The organism is Kitasatospora sp. NPDC033851 (genome assembly GCF_055576085.1).
This window is the reverse complement of the sequence record NZ_JBVIRL010000020.1, coordinates 1-12,539: the sequence shown is the minus strand read 5'-3', so window position 1 is coordinate 12,539 and position 12,539 is coordinate 1. Positions and strand designations below refer to the sequence as shown.

Sequence of the window (12,539 nt, the reverse complement as noted above, 5' to 3'; positions counted from 1 at the left end):
GGGGGCCGTTCAACCCAACGCGCGCGCCCGCTGGCCTGGAAACCGTGGCGCACGCGAAAGGAGCAGATCCATCATGGCATCTTCTGTCGCTACCCCCAACCCTGCCCCGGCCGCTCTGGCCGGCCTCCTGCCCGACGACGCCCCGCACCCGCTGCGTTTCCAGCGCTTCGGCGCCGGCGTGATCGCCGCGTACTCGCCGGCGCAGATCGACCGCAAGGACGCCTGGTCCGTCCTGACCAACCTGTTCGGTGACCTCTTCGACGTCACCCCGGCGGTGGCCCGATGATCGCCGTCACTGTGGCCCGTCCTACCGAGAACCTCGCTGTCGGCCTCGCCAGCCGCTGGCCGACCTCCTCCTCCGAGCCCGGCTTCCTGCTGCGCCTGATGAACTGGGCGCTGCGCCGCGGCGACCGTGAGGGCGCCCGCCTGTTCGCGCACCGCTACCTGCGGGCCGTGAACTGCGACCGGGTGGGGGAGTGAGCGCCATGCAGACCACCCTGAGCGCCGCCAGCCCGCGTATCACCGCCGGTCTGATCGCCGTGACCCTTCCCGATGATGGGCCCGCGATGCGCACCGTCTGGACTGCCCCCGACATGGTCTTGGTCGGCTTCGACCCGCGGTTCCTGACCGCCGAGCTGGTCGTGATGGTCCTGCAGTCGGTGCACGGCGACAACGTGACGTTCGTCGAGGGGGTGCCGGAGTGAGCCAGATCCAGTCCCTCCACGAGAACCAGGCCGGCGCCGCGAGCAGGATCGCTGCGACCGCTGCGGATGCCCGCCGGCTCGGGTTCGAGAACGTCGAGACGCACTACGAGCCGCAGACGGGTCACCACACGGTGACCGGTGATCTGCCGGCGGCGTCGGCGCAGCGGACGATCGACCGGATCCTCGGCCGCTGACATCCCTTGTGGGCCGCCCCACTGCGGGCGGCCCCATTCTCTTTCACCTTCACGTCCAGCTGGAGAAGCCGTGTACCTGCGTACCCCCGTACCCGCATCGGCGGTGTCGTGATGGGGATCAAGCTGGTCGAGGAAGTCATGGACTTCGCCCCGGACTCGTTGACGACTGGGGAGTGGAAGGGGTTGCTGGTGTTGGCGCGGGACGCCAACGACATGACACGTCGGACGTTCACACCGGTCAACGACCCGGTGATTCTTCGCCGCGTGAGGATGAAGCCGGCAGCGTGGTCGAACCTGCGGAGTGCACTGATCCGCAAGGGTGTGCTGGAGGTGGTGACCGCTGGGGTGAAGGGGCGGACTGCGACGTATCGGATCCCCGTCCTGGCGCCCCGGATTCCTCATCCATCAGATGAAGAATCCGGTGATCTTCACCCAACAGATGAAGCATTGGACGGGATTCCTCACCCGACGAATGAAGCATCGTGCGCGATGCCTCATCCAACAGGTGAAGCAAACCCCGAATGCTTCATCCAACAGATGACCCCTACTCCTCCTTACTCCTCAACTACCTCCTCCTCCAGGGAGACCGCGCCGAGCGAGCCCTCGCCGCCAACCCTCCCGAACGGCCCGGAGGAGGAGGACTCGAACCAAAACCTCAACCGAGCCCGGCTTCTCCTCGGCCGCCTCCCGGGGCCCTGGACCCTCGGCCCCCTCGACGCCCGGAGCCTGGCCCCCCGCCTCGCTGCTACGGCACAGCGCCTCGGCTGGAAGCTCGACGACCAGCTCGTTGCCGAGCTGTGCACCAACCCCAACGGCATCACCAACCCGGCGGAGGTGCTCGCCAAACGGCGCATCCCGAACCTCCGCCCCTACGCCGAGGTCCACGGCCGCCGCGGCAGCCTCCCGCCGGCGTGCGGCACCTGCCTCGACAACAACCCGCACGCGGCCCACAACCCCCGCTGGCGCACCCGCAGCGGGCAGCCCTGCCCGGCCTGTCACCCCAACGTCCACGCCAGCGCGGCCTGACCCTCCAGGAGCCTCCCTGTGACCATGTACCTCGTCGAACCCCAGCCCGAGGACTTCGAGCCCGAACCCGAGCCGGAGTCGGACGTCATCCCGGCCGGCGGCCCCAGCAACCTCCAGGCCGAACAGGCCACCGTCGGCGGCATGATGTTCGACCGCGACAAGGTCGGCGAAGTCTGCTCCGTCCTCAAGCCCCGCGACTACCAGCGGCCTGCGCACGAGGAGATCCACAAGGCCATCGTCCGCCTGTTCTCCCGTGGCGAGCCCACTGACCCGATCGCCGTCACCGCGGAGCTCACCCGTACCGGCGACCTGCAGCGGGTCGGCGGTGCCCCTTACCTCCACGCCCTGATGGAGACGGCGAGGACCGCGCTGGACGCGGCGTACTGCGCGAGCATCGTCCACGAGCAGGCCGTGCTGCGCCGCCTCGTCAAGGCCGGGATGCGCATCACCGACATGGGCCGGGCTGCCGAGGGCAACGTGCGGGAGATCGTGGACGCCGCACAGAAGGAGCTTTTCGAGGTCGCCGACGAGCACGCCGAGGAGGACATGCTCGCGGTCGCTGACACAATGGGCGGCCACCTCGATGACATCGAGGCCCGCAAGGCGAACCAGGGCAAGCTCGTCGGCGTTCCGACGGGCTACGCCGACCTTGATGCGCTGACCGGAGGGCTGCGCGGCGGTCAGATGATCGTGGTGGCGGCGCGGCCGGCGATGGGCAAGTCCACCCTCGCCCTGGACTTCGCCCGCTCCGCCGCGATCCAGCACGGCCTGCCGACCGTCATCTTCAGCCTGGAGATGAGCCGCGGCGAGATCCATGACCGGCTGCTGTCGGCCGAGGCGAAGGTCCTGCTCGAACGGGTGCGTTCCGGCAACCTGACCGACGACGACTGGACGCGGATCGCCCGCCGGATGCCGGCCATCACCGCGGCTCCGCTGTACATCGACGCCTCGGCGCAGCTCACCGGCATGGACATCCGCACCAAGGCGCGTCGGCTCGCGCAGAAGCACCCGCTTGGCCTGGTCGTCATCGACTACCTGCAGCTCATGCAGTCCGGTGGGGGGAAGGCCGAGAACAGGCAGCTCGAAGTGTCGGAGATCTCCCGCGGAGCGAAGACGCTCGCGAAGGAGCTGAACGTGCCGGTGGTGGCGCTGTCGCAGCTGAACCGCGGCCCGGAGCAGCGGCAGGACAAGCGGCCGGTGGTGTCGGATCTGCGCGAGTCCGGGTCGATCGAGCAGGACGCCGACATGGTGATCCTGCTGCACCGTGAGGACGCGTACGAGAAGGAGTCGCCGCGGGCCGGTGAGGCGGATCTGATCGTTGGGAAGCACCGTAACGGGCCGACGGCGACGATCACCGTGGCCAGCCAGCTGCACTACAGTCGCTTCACCGACCTCGCCAGGGAGCAGTGATGGCCGCCTCTGCGCGGCGATGCGCCGATTGCGGGTCGTCGGCAATGTATGCACGAGACCGCTGCCAGCGCTGTTACCTCAAGCTGCGCGCGCTGCTGAAGCAGACGGGCCAGTTCGCGCCGATCCTTCTCCACGGTCACGCGGAGGAGAAGTTGAACGCCCGCACGGAGCCGGGCCCCGGTGGCTGTGTTCTCTACACCGGCACGATCAACCCGCGCGGCTACGGGGAGTTGAGTGTGAACGGGGCCTCCCGGCTCGCGCACCGAGTGGCCTACGAACTCAAGGTCGGCCCCATACCGGCGGGGCTGGCTCTTGACCACACGTGCCACAACCTGGACCTGTCGTGCCAGGGGGGTCCGCGGTGCGTGCACCGCAGGTGCATCAACGTTGAACACCTCGAACCGGCCACGCTCGCCGAGAACACGCGGCGTGGCCGCGGCGGGGTGCGGAACGCCATCAAGACTCATTGCCCGGCCGGCCATGCGTACGACGCAGAGAACACGTACCTGTACGACGGGCGACGGTACTGCAAGACGTGCAACCGGCTCCGTGAGTGGGTCGGGACGCGTGGGCCTGCCCACTGACTCCGGCACACCGAAGGGGAGTTGAGCGCATTTCGTCACGTCAGCGGGCTATTCGCACGCCCGCAAAACTGGAACAATTCATCTCAGATCGGGAGGAATCAACCATGACTGTCACCACCCCCGCCCGCATCCAACGCCTCCGCACCAAAGGCTGGCGCGCCCCCGACGATGCCGTGTACGTAGGCCGCGGCAGTGCCTGGGGAAACGCGTGGCGCGTCGGCTCCACCGGCTGGACCGTTCTCCCCGGCGGCTGGACCGACCGCCGCCCGCACGGCCCGCTCACCGCCGAGCAGGCCGTCGCCTGCTTCCGCAACTCCCGCACCCACGACGTCGAGTTCCTCCGGGTCATCCGCGAGCAGCTCGCTGGCCGGACTCTGATGTGCTGGTGCCGTGTTGGCGCGCCGTGCCACGGGGACTGGCTGCTGGAGGTCGCGAACGGGTCGACGCCGCTGGAGGATTTGGTGGACCGCAGTTCCAAGCCTGACTTCCTGGAGGCCTGACTGATGGCGGACTACTACGCGACGGCTGACGTGTGGATCGGCAACCTCGACAGCGAGGATGAGGCCGACCGCATCACCGAGATCATCGACACCGCCCTCGGCGCCGCCGGCTACCACGGCACCGTGACCGTCACCGCCCGCCCGTACGACACCAGCGGAGGCGACGAGTGAGCGACGCCCTGCCGCTCACCACCGGCCAGCTTGCCGACATTCGTGACCGCGGTGAACGCCCCAGTCAGTACACCGCCAAGACGATCCGAGCGGACTACGCCGCGATGCTTGGCGAGGTTGATCGGATCCGCGGCGTCCTTGATGCCATCAGGCAGTTGCACCAGCCCATCGTTCGCGGCGCTCTGACTATCTGCGACGAGTGCTCAGTCATGGCTGGCGGCGGACCGCGGCGCCATGTGCTCGTTCCCGCCCCGTGCCCGACGTCGCTCACCCTCGATGCCGCCCACGCCCCGAAGGAGGCCTGACCGATGGCCAGGTCGAAGCGAACCCCGCGGGAGCGGATCGAGCGGGCGTTCCACGTCAGTTTCATGCTGCCCGGACAGGCGGCGGAGTTGCTCGACGAGTACGCGGCGCAGGTTCGCGAGGAGACGCTCGCCGAAGGCGCCGCACTGATCCAGGCGCTTCCACCGGCTCCGCACACCGGCCCGGATCAGCACTGGTACCGGTTCGGCCAGAACCGCGCCGCGGACGCCCTGCTCGCCGCCCGCACCCGGCGGGAGACCTGACCGATGGCCGATCCCAACCCGGACTACTGGTACTGCACCTGGTGCGGCAACCCCGTCGAAAACCGCGATGACGACTGCTGCCCCGAAGGCAGCAATGAACCCGCCTGGCAGGAGGAGACCCCGTGATCATCCGCGTCGACCCCGACGCCTGGTACCCGGCACAGCGCGACGCTGGCCACACCAGTGCTGGCAAGCTGGCCCCCGGCCAGATCGTCATCTTCGAACGCGAGCCGTACCGCGTCATCGAGACCCGCACTGTCGACACTGTGAACTGGCCCGCCAAGTACCTCGACAGTTGGACCGAACACGGTTGCCCCGATCCGGAAACCTGGTACCAGCGGCCCGTCGTTCTGGTCGTGCGCGACGAACGTGACGGCACAGGCAAGGCGCTGCACCTGCAGTGCTCGGCGTTTGCCAGGTGGTGGACCCTGCCCGAGCACTACGCTGTGTGCCGACGCTGTGGTGAGCTTCCGCCCTGCTCCGAGGTCCACAATGAGCGGATTGCCGAGCGCGCGTCCGAACGCTTCGAGCAGCAGATGGCGATCATGCCCGGCTCCTGTCACGGATGCCGGGAGCCCATCACCAGCCGGCAGAAGTACCACCGGTTCGACGGGCCGAATCTGATCCGGCCCGACCTTGGCGACGGCTCCGCGATGTTCCACCTTCGTGGATCGTGCCAGGCCGCGTTGAAGGCGTACGACAGGCAGTGGGCCGCGGCCGGGGCTGGTAGGCGCCGGAGCTTCTACTGCGACGGTCACCTGACGCACCACCATGACGACAGCAAGTCGTGCAGCAACCCCGAGTGCCCCGGCACCGAGGTCGAGCACAGGTACGTCGAGTGGCATCGCCCCGGTGTGCACGCAAAGTGGATGGGCTGCTGGTGTGTTTCCGGTGACCCCACCGTCCGGTACGAGAAGTGGCTCGTCGGCATGCGAGCCGAAAGGAAGGCCCAGGGTGCCCCTGTGGGCGCCGAACAGCCCGCGCTGCAGCCGGGGGAGGGGGAGGTGCCGTGAGGCCGTTCTCGCCCCCTCCTGAGGGCATCTGCGGCACGTGTGAGCAGACGCTGCCGATCCGCAAAGACGGGTGCCTGAAACTCCATCACGCCCCGTTCGACCCCATGGCGACGTTCTACAGCGACGGCTGCCCCGGCTCCAATCAGCCGCCGGCCATCCGCCTCGACATGACGTTCGCCCGCTGGCTCCACGCCCACGCCGCCCGCCGCGACTACCGCGACAACCCGGTCACGTTCCTCGCCCAGTGGATGTTCCGGCCCTGCTCACGCACCCGGAAGACGCCGGCCGACGTGACCTGGTCCAGTCCCGAGGAGCTGCACCTGCAGTTCCACGACGCCGACGGCGAGTGCGGCTGGCAGTGCCGGTACGTCGAGCAGGCCGCGGCGGCGTTCGCCGAGTACGACGACTCCCGCCGCGCGGTCTGAGCGGCTACCCGGCCCCGGAGAGGGGTGGGAGCGGCTTTCGGTCGGGTCGTTTGGCGACCCGACCGGCTGCCTGGCGGGCCTTTTCGTGGTTGATGCCGGCGGAGGTGCCGATGTCGCGCCAGGAGAGGCCTGCGGCGTGGGCGAGGAGGATCTCGTCGTCGAGGGCGTCGAGCTGTGCGCGGATCTTGAGAGCGCGTTCCCTGAGGGTGTGGGGCCAGTGTTCTGCGGTCATGGGCAAATGGTTCCACGGGTTCTGTCTATTTCCTAGACAGGTTGGCTGATGGTCGGTCACACTGGGAGTGTCTAAAAAATAGACAGACTGAGAGGGAGGTCCACCATGAGCACCAACTTCTACGCCTTCGGCCCCTTCCCCGGCGGCGAAGACAACGGCCCCGCCAGCACCCGCGAAGGCCTCCACATCGGCCAGGCTGCCAGCGGCGTCCGATTCCTCTTCCACTCCCACCCCGACCTCGGCCTCACCACCTACGCCGCCTGGTCCACGTTCATCCGCCGCCCCGACGTCGTTGTCCGCGCCGAATCCGGCTACGACGTCACGCCCGAGGAGATGGACGCCCTCATGACTGAGGCCCGCAACAGTCGGGGCTGGCCGCTGCGCACCCGCTACGGCGCCCGGCGCGGCCTGCCCGGCTACCACCAGGACGGCCCGCACGTGTTCCTCGAAGCCAACTTCTTCTAGGAGGGGCCAGCATGCGGCACTTCAAGCACTGCTACGCCTACGAAGGCGCCTACTGCAGCTGCGGAGCCGAGCAGGATGGCGGCTACACCGGCGAGCACGCCGGGCCCGACGCGGTGCTGTCGGCCGCCCCGTTCGCCCTCGACTACGAGGTTCCGGCGCGACCCACCACCGAAGCCGAGTTTGCGGAGCTGCCCGTCGCGGACCTCGCCGCCCGCGAGCAGCACAAGGAGCAGCAGTGAGCGCCGACCGAGGCGACCACTTCTGGCACATCGCTACCCGCCATCACGACTGAGGAGCCCCACGATGACCGCCACCCAGCCCAACACGTCCCTCGCAGCCCTCCCGCACAGCGGACTGCCTGATCAGTGGCTCGCAGCCATCCACGACCGCTACGCCGCCGCCGAGGGCGGACACTGGCACCTCGACCCCGAGCCTCACAAGAACCGCGACACGGTCCGCACACACATCGACGGCTATCCCCGACAGATCGGCGTCCTCAAGTTCAACGCCCCGTACGCCGAGGAGAACCGCCGGTTCGTCCTCCACGCACATGGCGACGTGGGTGCCCTGCTCGCCGAGGTCCACCGCCTCCGCGCCGTCGAAATGGCGGCCCGCGACTTCGCCGACGAGATGGCCGACTACTGCTCCCCGCACGGCGTGTCCGCCCAGTACGCCCAGGAGCTTCGGATCCGGCTGGGCAACGCGGGCCAGCGGGCCGGCTCCCAGCCCGGGGGGCGGCCGTGAGCCGGGCGACCACCACCGTCACTGAGTGGCGGTGCGGCCGGTGCCAGCAGCCCTACCGCTCCGAGCCGGCCTCGCGCTCCCTCTGCAAGTGCGCCACTGGTCCGGTCCCCGCGCTGCGCCCGCACACCACGACGATCTCCGTCCCCGTCGAGGCGCCCCATCCCCGCCTCCGCGCTGCGGGTCCTCTCGACGAACTCCGCGCCAACTTCCCCCGGGGCGCCCGCGTCACCGTGACGTTCACCGGAACCGTCGTCGCCAGCACCCTCGCCAACGACAAGCACCTCACCTTCTTCGTTGAGACCGCCGACGGCCGACGCCACCCCGTCGACCTCGCCCAGGGCTTCGCCATCCACCACGCAGGGGAGCAGCAGTGATCCCGTCAGCCGTTCAGAGCGCAGCGGCCTGACCGAGGAGACACCGTGCCCATACGCCCGGAGAACCGTGGCCGCTACCCGGCCGACTGGCCCGCCATCAGTCTCGGCATCCGCACCAACCGTGCTGCTGGCCGCTGCGAGTGCGTCGGCGAGTGCGGCCGCGGCACCCACGACGGACGGTGCCCGAACATCAACGGCCAGGCCGCGTACGGCACCGGCTCGAAGGTCGTCCTCACCGTCGCCCACCTCGACCACACCCCCGAGAACTGCGACCCCGCCAACCTCCGCGCCATGTGCCAGGGATGCCACCTCCACTACGACCGCGACCACCACCGGCACACCGCAGCCGCCACCCGCCGAGCCGCCATCGAGGCCGCCGGCCAGCTCACCATCGACCTCACAACGGAGCCACAGTGACCGCCAGCCCCGCCCTCATCGACCTCGAAGACGCCGTCCGCCACAGCCTCACCCAAGCCGGCTTCCACCTCATCGACATGGACGACCACCCCGACGACGATTTCGACACCGGCGTCGCCATGACCGCGGACATCCCCTACGGGTGCGTCATCGTCGCCTGGAATGTCCACGATGACCTCGCCATCGGCAGCTACGACGCGGAACAAGCCGGCTGGGACGAACGGCACCCGACGGTCGCCCGATACAGGGCCGTCAAGGCCGCGATGGAGACCGCCCTGGTCGCGATCCTCACCGCGGACGGGTTCGTCGAGGAGCCGTCCCGGCCCGGTCAGTCCATCCGAGTCCACGTGCCTGGCACCTACTGCCTGGTCTGCGACGGCACCGGCGGCGACCACCAGACCGGATGTACCACAGGGGAGCAGCAGTGAACGCCGACCACGACCAGATCGCCGCGGAGGAAGCCGAGTGGCAGCGCACTGGCCGCATCCGCTGCTCCGACTGCCACACCATGGTCACCACCCGCACCTTGGAGACCCTGCCCGACCACGGCTGCACCCGACGCCAGGCCGCCCGCGGCTTCATCGCACACACGCAAGAACGAGACCACGCAGAGCTCGAACGCCTCCGTGACGAGGCCTGCGTCAGAGACGGAGACCACGCGTGAACACCACCCACAACTACGGCCCCGGCCAACGCGTCTGGGGCCACGACTACGCCGTCACTCAGACCGCCGACGGCGGCCGGCAACTCAAGGTCTCCGGCTGGGGCCCGCTCATCGGTCCGCGCATCCGCGAAGGCGACTACCTGCTCCTCCAGAAGGACCATGACCGTGACACCCGCTACCAAGTCGCCGACGTCCGATACGAGAGCGACCCGAGCGACATGTGGCACGCCACCCTCAACTTCGCACCCCGCCAAGCCGTGACGAAGGAGCCCAGGTGATTCGCAACGTCTACCTCGACACCGAGTTCATCCCCACCGACCCCACCACCGGCGGCCTCATCAGCATCGCCCTCACCGACAACCACGGCCGCGACTACTACGCCATCAACGCCAACATCAACCTGCCCGACGTCGCCTTCCACCCCTGGCTCGGCAAACACGTCTGGCCCCACCTGCCGAAGAACAACGCCAGCTTCCTCGACCACTTCCACCCCGACGTCAAACCGCTCGCGCAGATCCGGGACGACATCACCCGCTACTTCGGCGACCACGAACCCGCCCACCTTCACGCCTGGTACGGCGCCCAAGACCTGTGCCGCCTCCACTCCCTCTGGGGCAACGACTGGTCCCGCATGCCCGAGGACATCCCCCGGTGGTTCCACGAACTGCAGTCCCTCGCCTGGCAGGCCGGCGACCCGAAGCTTCCGCAGCAGGACGGCGGTGAGCATCACGCCCTCGCGGACGCCAAGTACAACCGGCGGATCCACGAGTTCCTGCTTGCCTCTCCGGCGCTGCCGTGCCCGACGTGCACCGGCACCGGCGGCGACCACCAGATCGGCTGCAACAACGAGGCGCAGCCGTGACCGACCCGGACGGAATCTGGACGTTCATGCGGCGCCTGGATGCCGCCCTCACCGCCGCCGAAGAGGCGAGACGCCAAGCCGCCAAGGCGCGCCGCAACACCCCCGAAGCGCGCGCCGTCCGCTCCGAAGCAGCACGGCGCGGCTGGATCGACCGCCGTAACCGCGAAAACGGCGAACTGGCTGCACAAGCCACCCTGGATGCCCTGGAAGCCGAACGGGAAGCCCGCATCGGGACCGGTCCCCACTGCGACTCCATGGACCACAACGGGATCGGCCAGGAAACCTTCTGCATCCTCGATCCTGGCCACGATGGCGACTGCGAAGACCCTGACGGGCACACCTGGCCGAACTACGAGAAGGAGTAACACCGTGGGCGCCTACGACTCGCACTTCACCGGACACATCGACATCACCCCGCCCCTCACGTGGGTCCAGATCAGGAACACCCAGGCGGGCCCGCTCAACGACCTCCGCATCCGCACCACCGAAACCGTCGACCACACCCCAACCGGCACGGTCACCACCGTCACCGGCGAGGCCATCGTCCCGCTCACCGAGTACGGCGCCTACGGCGGCTACCACATCCACACCGAACTGCAGGCCATCATCGACGGCTTCCCCGAGCACCAGTTCGCCGGCGCCATCGAAGCCCAGCCCCTAGACCCCAGCGGCGACCCGTGGCGGTACATCGTCCGCGACCGCACCGTGATCCGGCAGGTGCCGCAGACCACCTGGATCGACAGCGAGGAGCAGCAGTGACCGCCGGGGACGCCCTGTACTGCACCGACGAGCAGTGCATCGAAGACGAGTGCAGTCCCCAAGACCCCTGCTGCATCAGCATCTGCGCCTGCCTCCGAGCTGAGGATGACTGCGCTTACGCGGGCAGGAACGGCGACGAATTCGAAGACCTCGACGGCGTCACGCGGGACGTCTGGTACTGCCCCGAACACAAGACGGAATGGATCGGACCATGACCACCGCCTGGCCCTTCGGGGACGACGCCGACCGCAACGACCCCCTCACCGCCGGCCGCACCGGCTACATCGTCGACGAGGCCCCGCCTGGCCCGCTCACTCAAGGCCGGTGGACCGTCAACGGCGTCGGCTTCTTCATCGGGCCCGTTCTGTGCCACGCCAGCGAGCTGCGCGTCATCAAGCCGGCCCGATGACACAAGCCCTGCCCTGTGACAGCATCACCCACCCCGGCCAGCTGATCGGAGCCCACATGCCTCAGCACCTCGGCGTCCACCCCGACGACCTCCTCCCCGCCGGCCACGCCGCCCGCCAACTCGATCCCGACGAGATCCACACCATCGCCGAGCACGCCGAAGACTGGATCAGTACCAACGAGATCCACTACGCCCAAGCGCTCTACCAGCTCCCGCAGATCCCCGCCGACCCAACGAAGCGGCGAACCTGGGCTTCGGGCCTGTCCGACCGGGACCGCGCCACCTATGAGGACATGGAGAAGCTTCGCGCTCACCTCAAGCCCCTCCACGCTGCCGTACACCGCGAGGATTGGCGGGCCGTTCTCGACTTGCTCACAGAGACCAGGCCTGGCGATGTCGAGCGGGCGGTTCGCCCGTACCTGTACGACATCCGAAGCCGGGTGGAGCAGCGGTACAAGGCCGCAGTCGAGGAAGTCCTTACCGAGGCCGCAGGGGAGAAGCCTCATGGCTGACCTGTCGCAGCAGGACCTCGACGCGGCGGGGGCGTTCGCGGACCAGGTCACGGCCGAGCTGGAGCGGCAAGGCATGACGCCCTCGCCGGAGATCCACATGGCGGCGCTGGAGCTTGGGTTGCGCCTCCACACGAACAGCCCTGACGCCGAGGATCTCTCATGAACGACATCCCGCGGATCGTCGTCAATTCCCGGCGCCGGTCCACCTACGGCTCGGAGTCCGGCCCCGAGCAGCAGGCCGCCGCGGTCTGGGATGCAGCCGAGCGGCTCGGCTGGGAGGTCGATTGGGTGGGCAGTGTGCAGCTGGACGGGGAACCGCCGACGTGCTGAGGCTGTCACGGTTGCGCCCCGACGCGGTGTGGACGCGGCGGGGCGCAGGCCGGGGAGGACAAACCGGGGACGTAACGGTAGACTGTTTTCACCGGGGTGAAGTAGAGCCACGGATTCGGTCTGTTGGGGAGCCAGTGGTTCTTCGGTGAGTTCGGGAGCCAGTAGGTGTGATGGTGTG

30 protein-coding genes are annotated in these 12,539 nt (G+C 68.7%); 29 read left to right on the top strand and 1 reads right to left on the bottom strand.

Annotated elements, in window-relative coordinates; genetic code table 11:
* Positions 1-73 precede the first annotated feature (73 nt).
* From ACZ51D_RS30925 to ACZ51D_RS30860, 14 genes are all read left to right on the top strand, one after another.
* Positions 74-286, top strand: a complete 213-nt coding sequence (locus ACZ51D_RS30925; protein ID WP_465664104.1) for a hypothetical protein — start codon at positions 74-76, stop codon at positions 284-286.
* Positions 283-480 (top strand): hypothetical protein, encoded by a 198-nt coding sequence (locus ACZ51D_RS30920; RefSeq protein ID WP_465664103.1) that lies wholly within the window; start codon positions 283-285, stop codon positions 478-480. The genes ACZ51D_RS30925 and ACZ51D_RS30920 overlap by 4 nt, the downstream gene beginning before the upstream one ends.
* A 5-nt stretch (positions 481-485) precedes the next feature.
* Positions 486-704 (top strand): hypothetical protein, encoded by a 219-nt coding sequence (locus ACZ51D_RS30915; RefSeq protein WP_465664101.1) that lies wholly within the window; start codon positions 486-488, stop codon positions 702-704.
* Positions 701-898 carry a hypothetical protein gene (locus tag ACZ51D_RS30910; RefSeq protein ID WP_465664100.1) on the top strand — a complete coding sequence of 66 codons (198 nt, stop codon included), beginning with the start codon at positions 701-703 and terminating at the stop codon, positions 896-898. Before ACZ51D_RS30915 ends, ACZ51D_RS30910 begins: the two co-directional genes overlap by 4 nt.
* A 537-nt stretch (positions 899-1,435) precedes the next feature.
* Positions 1,436-1,924, top strand: a complete 489-nt coding sequence (locus ACZ51D_RS30905) for a hypothetical protein (RefSeq protein ID WP_465664098.1) — start codon at positions 1,436-1,438, stop codon at positions 1,922-1,924.
* Positions 1,925-1,948: 24 nt separating this feature from the next.
* Positions 1,949-3,334, top strand: a complete 1,386-nt coding sequence (gene dnaB / locus ACZ51D_RS30900) for a replicative DNA helicase (protein ID WP_465664226.1) — start codon at positions 1,949-1,951, stop codon at positions 3,332-3,334.
* A complete protein-coding gene (locus tag ACZ51D_RS30895; RefSeq protein ID WP_465664097.1) occupies positions 3,334-3,918 on the top strand; it encodes an HNH endonuclease signature motif containing protein in 585 nt (194 codons plus the stop codon). The genes dnaB and ACZ51D_RS30895 overlap by 1 nt, the downstream gene beginning before the upstream one ends.
* A gap of 104 nt (positions 3,919-4,022) precedes the next feature.
* Positions 4,023-4,418, top strand: coding sequence for a DUF4326 domain-containing protein (locus tag ACZ51D_RS30890; RefSeq protein ID WP_465664096.1), 396 nt, complete (start codon positions 4,023-4,025; stop codon positions 4,416-4,418).
* A gap of 3 nt (positions 4,419-4,421) precedes the next feature.
* The gene (locus ACZ51D_RS30885; RefSeq protein WP_465664094.1) at positions 4,422-4,589 is read left to right on the top strand and encodes a hypothetical protein; all 168 of its coding nucleotides are present in this window, start codon (positions 4,422-4,424) and stop codon (positions 4,587-4,589) included.
* Positions 4,586-4,894, top strand: coding sequence for a hypothetical protein (locus ACZ51D_RS30880; protein WP_465664093.1), 309 nt, complete (start codon positions 4,586-4,588; stop codon positions 4,892-4,894). The genes ACZ51D_RS30885 and ACZ51D_RS30880 overlap by 4 nt, the downstream gene beginning before the upstream one ends.
* A gap of 3 nt (positions 4,895-4,897) precedes the next feature.
* A complete protein-coding gene (locus ACZ51D_RS30875) occupies positions 4,898-5,155 on the top strand; it encodes a hypothetical protein (RefSeq protein WP_465664091.1) in 258 nt (85 codons plus the stop codon).
* Between the two features lie 3 nt (positions 5,156-5,158).
* Positions 5,159-5,281, top strand: a complete 123-nt coding sequence (locus tag ACZ51D_RS30870) for a hypothetical protein (RefSeq protein WP_465664090.1) — start codon at positions 5,159-5,161, stop codon at positions 5,279-5,281.
* Positions 5,278-6,168, top strand: coding sequence for a hypothetical protein (locus ACZ51D_RS30865; protein ID WP_465664089.1), 891 nt, complete (start codon positions 5,278-5,280; stop codon positions 6,166-6,168). Before ACZ51D_RS30870 ends, ACZ51D_RS30865 begins: the two co-directional genes overlap by 4 nt.
* 104 nt (positions 6,169-6,272) lie before the next feature.
* Positions 6,273-6,593 (top strand): hypothetical protein, encoded by a 321-nt coding sequence (locus ACZ51D_RS30860; protein ID WP_465664087.1) that lies wholly within the window; start codon positions 6,273-6,275, stop codon positions 6,591-6,593.
* Positions 6,594-6,597: 4 nt separating this feature from the next.
* Here the strand turns inward: ACZ51D_RS30860 and ACZ51D_RS30855 are convergent, their stop codons facing one another.
* Positions 6,598-6,825, bottom strand: a complete 228-nt coding sequence (locus ACZ51D_RS30855; protein ID WP_465664085.1) for a hypothetical protein — start codon at positions 6,823-6,825, stop codon at positions 6,598-6,600.
* Positions 6,826-6,930: 105 nt separating this feature from the next.
* Here ACZ51D_RS30855 and ACZ51D_RS30850 point away from each other — a divergent pair, with 105 nt between their 5' ends.
* The 15 genes from ACZ51D_RS30850 (at position 6,931) to ACZ51D_RS30780 (ending at position 12,361) form a co-directional block, all read left to right on the top strand.
* Positions 6,931-7,290: a hypothetical protein gene (locus tag ACZ51D_RS30850; RefSeq protein WP_465664083.1), complete on the top strand. Its 360-nt coding sequence runs from the start codon at positions 6,931-6,933 to the stop codon at positions 7,288-7,290.
* 11 nt (positions 7,291-7,301) lie between these two features.
* Complete coding sequence (locus ACZ51D_RS30845) at positions 7,302-7,529, top strand: hypothetical protein (RefSeq protein ID WP_465664081.1); 228 nt, start codon at positions 7,302-7,304, stop codon at positions 7,527-7,529.
* Between the two features lie 64 nt (positions 7,530-7,593).
* On the top strand, positions 7,594-8,034 hold the full coding sequence (locus ACZ51D_RS30840; RefSeq protein WP_465664080.1) for a hypothetical protein: 441 nt from the start codon (positions 7,594-7,596) through the stop codon (positions 8,032-8,034).
* Complete coding sequence (locus ACZ51D_RS30835) at positions 8,031-8,408, top strand: hypothetical protein (protein WP_465664078.1); 378 nt, start codon at positions 8,031-8,033, stop codon at positions 8,406-8,408. Before ACZ51D_RS30840 ends, ACZ51D_RS30835 begins: the two co-directional genes overlap by 4 nt.
* A gap of 45 nt (positions 8,409-8,453) precedes the next feature.
* Positions 8,454-8,825 carry a hypothetical protein gene (locus ACZ51D_RS30830; RefSeq protein ID WP_465664077.1) on the top strand — a complete coding sequence of 124 codons (372 nt, stop codon included), beginning with the start codon at positions 8,454-8,456 and terminating at the stop codon, positions 8,823-8,825.
* Positions 8,822-9,253, top strand: coding sequence for a hypothetical protein (locus ACZ51D_RS30825; protein ID WP_465664075.1), 432 nt, complete (start codon positions 8,822-8,824; stop codon positions 9,251-9,253). The genes ACZ51D_RS30830 and ACZ51D_RS30825 overlap by 4 nt, the downstream gene beginning before the upstream one ends.
* Positions 9,250-9,489, top strand: a complete 240-nt coding sequence (locus tag ACZ51D_RS30820) for a hypothetical protein (RefSeq protein WP_465664074.1) — start codon at positions 9,250-9,252, stop codon at positions 9,487-9,489. The genes ACZ51D_RS30825 and ACZ51D_RS30820 overlap by 4 nt, the downstream gene beginning before the upstream one ends.
* Positions 9,486-9,767 (top strand): hypothetical protein, encoded by a 282-nt coding sequence (locus ACZ51D_RS30815; RefSeq protein WP_465664073.1) that lies wholly within the window; start codon positions 9,486-9,488, stop codon positions 9,765-9,767. Before ACZ51D_RS30820 ends, ACZ51D_RS30815 begins: the two co-directional genes overlap by 4 nt.
* Entirely contained in the window at positions 9,764-10,351 is a 588-nt protein-coding gene (locus ACZ51D_RS30810; RefSeq protein WP_363567691.1) for a 3'-5' exonuclease family protein, read from the top strand. Before ACZ51D_RS30815 ends, ACZ51D_RS30810 begins: the two co-directional genes overlap by 4 nt.
* The gene (locus tag ACZ51D_RS30805) at positions 10,348-10,716 is read left to right on the top strand and encodes a hypothetical protein (RefSeq protein WP_465664072.1); all 369 of its coding nucleotides are present in this window, start codon (positions 10,348-10,350) and stop codon (positions 10,714-10,716) included. Before ACZ51D_RS30810 ends, ACZ51D_RS30805 begins: the two co-directional genes overlap by 4 nt.
* 4 nt (positions 10,717-10,720) lie before the next feature.
* The gene (locus ACZ51D_RS30800) at positions 10,721-11,110 is read left to right on the top strand and encodes a DUF6205 family protein (RefSeq protein ID WP_465664070.1); all 390 of its coding nucleotides are present in this window, start codon (positions 10,721-10,723) and stop codon (positions 11,108-11,110) included.
* A gap of 211 nt (positions 11,111-11,321) precedes the next feature.
* The gene (locus ACZ51D_RS30795; RefSeq protein WP_465664068.1) at positions 11,322-11,519 is read left to right on the top strand and encodes a hypothetical protein; all 198 of its coding nucleotides are present in this window, start codon (positions 11,322-11,324) and stop codon (positions 11,517-11,519) included.
* 56 nt (positions 11,520-11,575) lie between these two features.
* On the top strand, positions 11,576-12,031 hold the full coding sequence (locus tag ACZ51D_RS30790) for a hypothetical protein (protein WP_465664067.1): 456 nt from the start codon (positions 11,576-11,578) through the stop codon (positions 12,029-12,031).
* Positions 12,024-12,194, top strand: coding sequence for a hypothetical protein (locus ACZ51D_RS30785; RefSeq protein WP_465664065.1), 171 nt, complete (start codon positions 12,024-12,026; stop codon positions 12,192-12,194). The genes ACZ51D_RS30790 and ACZ51D_RS30785 overlap by 8 nt, the downstream gene beginning before the upstream one ends.
* Entirely contained in the window at positions 12,191-12,361 is a 171-nt protein-coding gene (locus ACZ51D_RS30780; protein ID WP_465664063.1) for a hypothetical protein, read from the top strand. Before ACZ51D_RS30785 ends, ACZ51D_RS30780 begins: the two co-directional genes overlap by 4 nt.
* Positions 12,362-12,539: the final 178 nt, after the last annotated feature.

What these genes read in the sequence shown, in the direction of transcription:
- ACZ51D_RS30925 (WP_465664104.1), top strand. Translation starts at nt 74, where the DNA reads ATGGCATCTTCTGTCGCTACCCCCAACCCTGCCCCGGCCGCTCTGGCC.
- ACZ51D_RS30920 (WP_465664103.1), top strand. Translation starts at nt 283, where the DNA reads ATGATCGCCGTCACTGTGGCCCGTCCTACCGAGAACCTCGCTGTCGGC.
- ACZ51D_RS30915 (WP_465664101.1), top strand. Translation starts at nt 486, where the DNA reads ATGCAGACCACCCTGAGCGCCGCCAGCCCGCGTATCACCGCCGGTCTG.
- ACZ51D_RS30905 (WP_465664098.1), top strand. Translation starts at nt 1,436, where the DNA reads ATGACCCCTACTCCTCCTTACTCCTCAACTACCTCCTCCTCCAGGGAG.
- dnaB (WP_465664226.1), top strand. Translation starts at nt 1,949, where the DNA reads ATGTACCTCGTCGAACCCCAGCCCGAGGACTTCGAGCCCGAACCCGAG.
- ACZ51D_RS30895 (WP_465664097.1), top strand. Translation starts at nt 3,334, where the DNA reads ATGGCCGCCTCTGCGCGGCGATGCGCCGATTGCGGGTCGTCGGCAATG.
- ACZ51D_RS30890 (WP_465664096.1), top strand. Translation starts at nt 4,023, where the DNA reads ATGACTGTCACCACCCCCGCCCGCATCCAACGCCTCCGCACCAAAGGC.
- ACZ51D_RS30885 (WP_465664094.1), top strand. Translation starts at nt 4,422, where the DNA reads ATGGCGGACTACTACGCGACGGCTGACGTGTGGATCGGCAACCTCGAC.
- ACZ51D_RS30875 (WP_465664091.1), top strand. Translation starts at nt 4,898, where the DNA reads ATGGCCAGGTCGAAGCGAACCCCGCGGGAGCGGATCGAGCGGGCGTTC.
- ACZ51D_RS30870 (WP_465664090.1), top strand. Translation starts at nt 5,159, where the DNA reads ATGGCCGATCCCAACCCGGACTACTGGTACTGCACCTGGTGCGGCAAC.
- ACZ51D_RS30860 (WP_465664087.1), top strand. Translation starts at nt 6,273, where the DNA reads ATGGCGACGTTCTACAGCGACGGCTGCCCCGGCTCCAATCAGCCGCCG.
- ACZ51D_RS30855 (WP_465664085.1), bottom strand. Translation starts at nt 6,825, where the DNA reads ATGACCGCAGAACACTGGCCCCACACCCTCAGGGAACGCGCTCTCAAG.
- ACZ51D_RS30850 (WP_465664083.1), top strand. Translation starts at nt 6,931, where the DNA reads ATGAGCACCAACTTCTACGCCTTCGGCCCCTTCCCCGGCGGCGAAGAC.
- ACZ51D_RS30845 (WP_465664081.1), top strand. Translation starts at nt 7,302, where the DNA reads ATGCGGCACTTCAAGCACTGCTACGCCTACGAAGGCGCCTACTGCAGC.
- ACZ51D_RS30840 (WP_465664080.1), top strand. Translation starts at nt 7,594, where the DNA reads ATGACCGCCACCCAGCCCAACACGTCCCTCGCAGCCCTCCCGCACAGC.
- ACZ51D_RS30795 (WP_465664068.1), top strand. Translation starts at nt 11,322, where the DNA reads ATGACCACCGCCTGGCCCTTCGGGGACGACGCCGACCGCAACGACCCC.
- ACZ51D_RS30790 (WP_465664067.1), top strand. Translation starts at nt 11,576, where the DNA reads ATGCCTCAGCACCTCGGCGTCCACCCCGACGACCTCCTCCCCGCCGGC.
- ACZ51D_RS30785 (WP_465664065.1), top strand. Translation starts at nt 12,024, where the DNA reads ATGGCTGACCTGTCGCAGCAGGACCTCGACGCGGCGGGGGCGTTCGCG.
- ACZ51D_RS30780 (WP_465664063.1), top strand. Translation starts at nt 12,191, where the DNA reads ATGAACGACATCCCGCGGATCGTCGTCAATTCCCGGCGCCGGTCCACC.